This is a genomic window from Frankia sp. AiPs1, assembly GCF_023716945.1.
Lineage (GTDB): Bacteria > Actinomycetota > Actinomycetes > Frankiales > Frankiaceae > Frankia.
This window is the reverse complement of sequence record NZ_JAMQQF010000653.1, coordinates 1-3,155: the sequence shown is the minus strand read 5'-3', so window position 1 is coordinate 3,155 and position 3,155 is coordinate 1. Positions and strand designations below refer to the sequence as shown.

Genomic DNA, 3,155 nt, shown 5'->3' with positions numbered 1-3,155 from the left:
GTCCTGCCGAGGGCCGCCCTGGCGCCGTTCATCGCCGGGCCCCCGGCGATCATCGGCACCGGGCTCGGCGCCGCCGCGGTCTACCTCGCGAGCGCGCCGATGCCGCCCGCCTACGCCGAGGCCCTGCTGGCCAGGCGCCGGTCGGAGTACCGCCTCCCGCGTTCCTGCGCCGGGTCGGTGCAGGTGCGCGGCCACCGGTTCGGCCTGTTCGAGGGCCCCTTCCCGGCGGGCGTCGACGTGGACACGCCCTTCTCGGCCAACGGCCTGATTGCCGTGGTTCCCGGCGGCGTGGTGATCCGGACCGGCCAGGCCGACGGCAGCGTCCCGATCCGGCTACGCGTCCTGGCCGAGCCGCCGCCGCCCGAATCGTCGAACCCTGGGGGCTGGAATCTGCGGGACTGGGACGAGGTCGTCGAGGTGAGCTGGCACGCGGACGTCGGGTCCGCGTCGGTGGTCAGTCCGGATGGCACCCCCGCCGCGGCGGCCCTGCGGGAGCAGACGCCGCCCTGGCCGGGGGACCTCCGGCTGCGGGTCGCCGTGCGTGGCCGGGACGACGCCGATCGCAGCGAGTCCTACGAGCTGTGGGTATGGCCCGCGCCACCCGCTCCCGAACTTGTCCGCCGGCGCACCGACCACCTCGGTCACCGGCTGCGCGGGGAGCCGGCGCCGCCCGCCTCACCCGAGGGCCACCTGCGGTGGGTGCGTTCCAGCGTGCTGCGGGAGGCCGCCACGATCACCGTCGTGTCCGGCGCCGACCGCGACGACGTGGTGCGGGCCTTCGGCGGCGATCCGAGCCACCGGCGATCGCTGGTCTCCCTGATCGACCTGCCGGACCGCGTCGGCTGGATGGCGGCGCTCGCCCTGCCCGAGGCCGGCGTGGTCGTGGTGGCCGAGGACAACGGGTTCACCGGTAGTGATCCGGAAGCCATGCGCGCGCTGTCCCGGCTTGGCCCCGCGGCGAGCATGTTCTGGAACGTCAACGCGGTCACCCGGCTGACCCTGGCTCGTGACGGCGACATCGTCGCGGCGGACGAGCTGACCGAGTCCTATCCGGCCGGCCCCGAGGTGGCGCCCTACCTGGCCGGTATCGACCTGACGAGCTGGCGGAACCGGATCGCCAAGGGCTTGCTCGTCGTCGAACGGTTCACCGGATATGCTCTGCGGCCCGGCGACCTGGACCGGCTCTGGACCGACGATCTCGCCCACCGAATCAGCGGCAGGTGACGGCCGCCTTTCGCGTGGGAGTTTGTCGGGAAGATAAAAATCGGCGGATTCCCCGGGCCTTTCCGCATAAATGTCTTCTCACGGCTGACCATGGGAGACACTTGCGTCGGCCGCGCTCATGGGAGGTGCGGGGTCGAGGCGCCAACGGGGGAAGCGTGAGGCATGGTGCGCAGGTCCGGCATTCCTGCCGGCTGGTTGTCGGTGATATTCCTACGCGCCGTGGTGCTGGCCGCGGCGTGCGCCGTCGTGCTGATGGCGGCTCCGGACGGCTCGCCGGCGTCCGCCGCCCTGAGCGTCACCGCTGCGGTGGACAGCGGCGCCGGTCCGGCAGCTCATCCGGTAGGTCTCGCCGCTGCGGGCCCCGGCGCGTCTGCGGCGGCGTCGCGGTGTCCGCCCGGGGCGAGCCTCGTCCGCTCGACCGGAAGGTGCAGCGCGGCACCGACCGTGACCTGCGCGAGCGGCTCGCGGACCAGCGCCGGGTGCACGGTCGCGGCGACGAAGTCCTGCCCGACCGGCTGGACCTCGGCGGACGGTCGGTGTTCGACCGCCGCCCAGCTCGCCTGCCCGTCGGGTGCGACGCGGCGGGCCGGCGGGTGCGAGACGCCACCCGAGCGGACCTGTCCGCGGGGCTGGGACCCGTCCGGGGACAGCTGCCTCGTGGCGGCCACGGCGACCTGCCCCGAGGGCTGGAACCGGCACGGAGACGGCACCGGGGACTGTACCCACGACCCGACGTGGATGTGTCCCACCGGCGCGCGTAAGGACGGCTCGACCTGCACCCGCGAGCCGGACTACACCTGCGGCGACGGCGACACCCGGTCCGGCGCGACCTGCGTGCGCTCCCAGACAACATGCCCCCCCACGTCGCCGCAGGCGAACCCGCGCCCGAGTACCTCCGGGCCGGGCGGACTCTCCCTCACGCAGGACGGCGGGACGCGCGACGGGACGCGCGACGGCGGGGGGACGCGCGACGGCGGCGGGACGTCCGACGGAAGCTGCGTCGTCGCCCCGACCTATGCGGCGAGCGCCACCTGTCCGGGGACGGGAGCCGCGCCCACCTCGGCGGGCTGCGTGACCAGGGCGACGGCGAGCTGTCCGGACGGCGTGCGCCCCGACTCCTCGGACCGCTGCGTGACCCGGGCGACGCTGCGCTGCCCGGCCGGCTACGACCACGCCGACGTCGACGACCTCGACAGGTGCGTCATCCCGGTCCAGGTCCGCTGCGCCGGCCGGGACGCGCCGGCCGGCACCACGTCCTGCGTCGTCGGCGACGCGCCCCCGTCCTGCGCGCGGGGAACCGTCGAGCCGCCGGATCGCTGCGCCGTGTCGCCGTCATGGACCTGCCCCGATGGCAGCCCCTCCAGGTCAGGAGGTCGGTGCACGGCCGGGCGGACGGCACGCTGCCCCGCCGGGACCGCGCTGGACGGCGAGCTGTGCGCTGGGTCGGCCTGCCCCGAGCGCACGGCCTGGACGATCGGTGGCACCTGCGTGGAGACGGTGTCCACCTGCCCCGCGGGTACCCGTCGGACCGCGGCGGGGCTCTGCGAGCCGGTCACGGCGCGGTGCCCGGCCGGCCTCGTCCGCACGGCCTCCGGGGCGTGCGCCCGGGTTCCGGCCCGCTGCCCGGACGGGACGAGTCGGGGTCGGGACGGCCTGTGCGCCCTGCCCAGCCCACGACCGGTGGAGAGCCTGCCGCCCGCCGTCGTCTCGATCCAGGATCCGCCCGCCGACGGCGGCCTCCCCGTGGGCAGAGGGGTGATCGCGGGCGTGGCCAGCGTCATGGCCGGACTGGGGCTCATCGTGCCCCGGGCGCGACGGCGGTTGAACGGGCGCACGCGACCGGTTCCGTTCGGCGGCCGACCGGCTCCTCCGGCGCCGGTCGGGAGGGCGCCGGTCGGGAGGGCGCCGGTTGGCGGGGTGCCGGTCGGGAG

2 protein-coding genes and 1 pseudogene are annotated in these 3,155 nt (G+C 75.7%); 2 read left to right on the top strand and 1 reads right to left on the bottom strand.

The features are described 5' to 3' along the window. Positions 1-1,224, top strand: a 1,224-nt coding sequence (locus ND748_RS28925; RefSeq protein WP_251749355.1) for a DUF6461 domain-containing protein, incomplete at its 5' end; no start/stop codon positions are given. Positions 1,225-1,556: 332 nt separating this feature from the next. On the opposite strand, the gene ND748_RS28920 is transcribed toward ND748_RS28925, so the two are convergent. After that, entirely contained in the window at positions 1,557-1,892 is a 336-nt protein-coding gene (locus ND748_RS28920; protein WP_251749354.1) for a hypothetical protein, read from the bottom strand. On the opposite strand from ND748_RS28920, the pseudogene ND748_RS28915 reads away from it, so the two are divergent. After that, a pseudogene (locus ND748_RS28915) lies at positions 1,882-3,155 on the top strand (hypothetical protein); the annotation flags it as partial. The gene ND748_RS28920 and the pseudogene ND748_RS28915 overlap by 11 nt on opposite strands.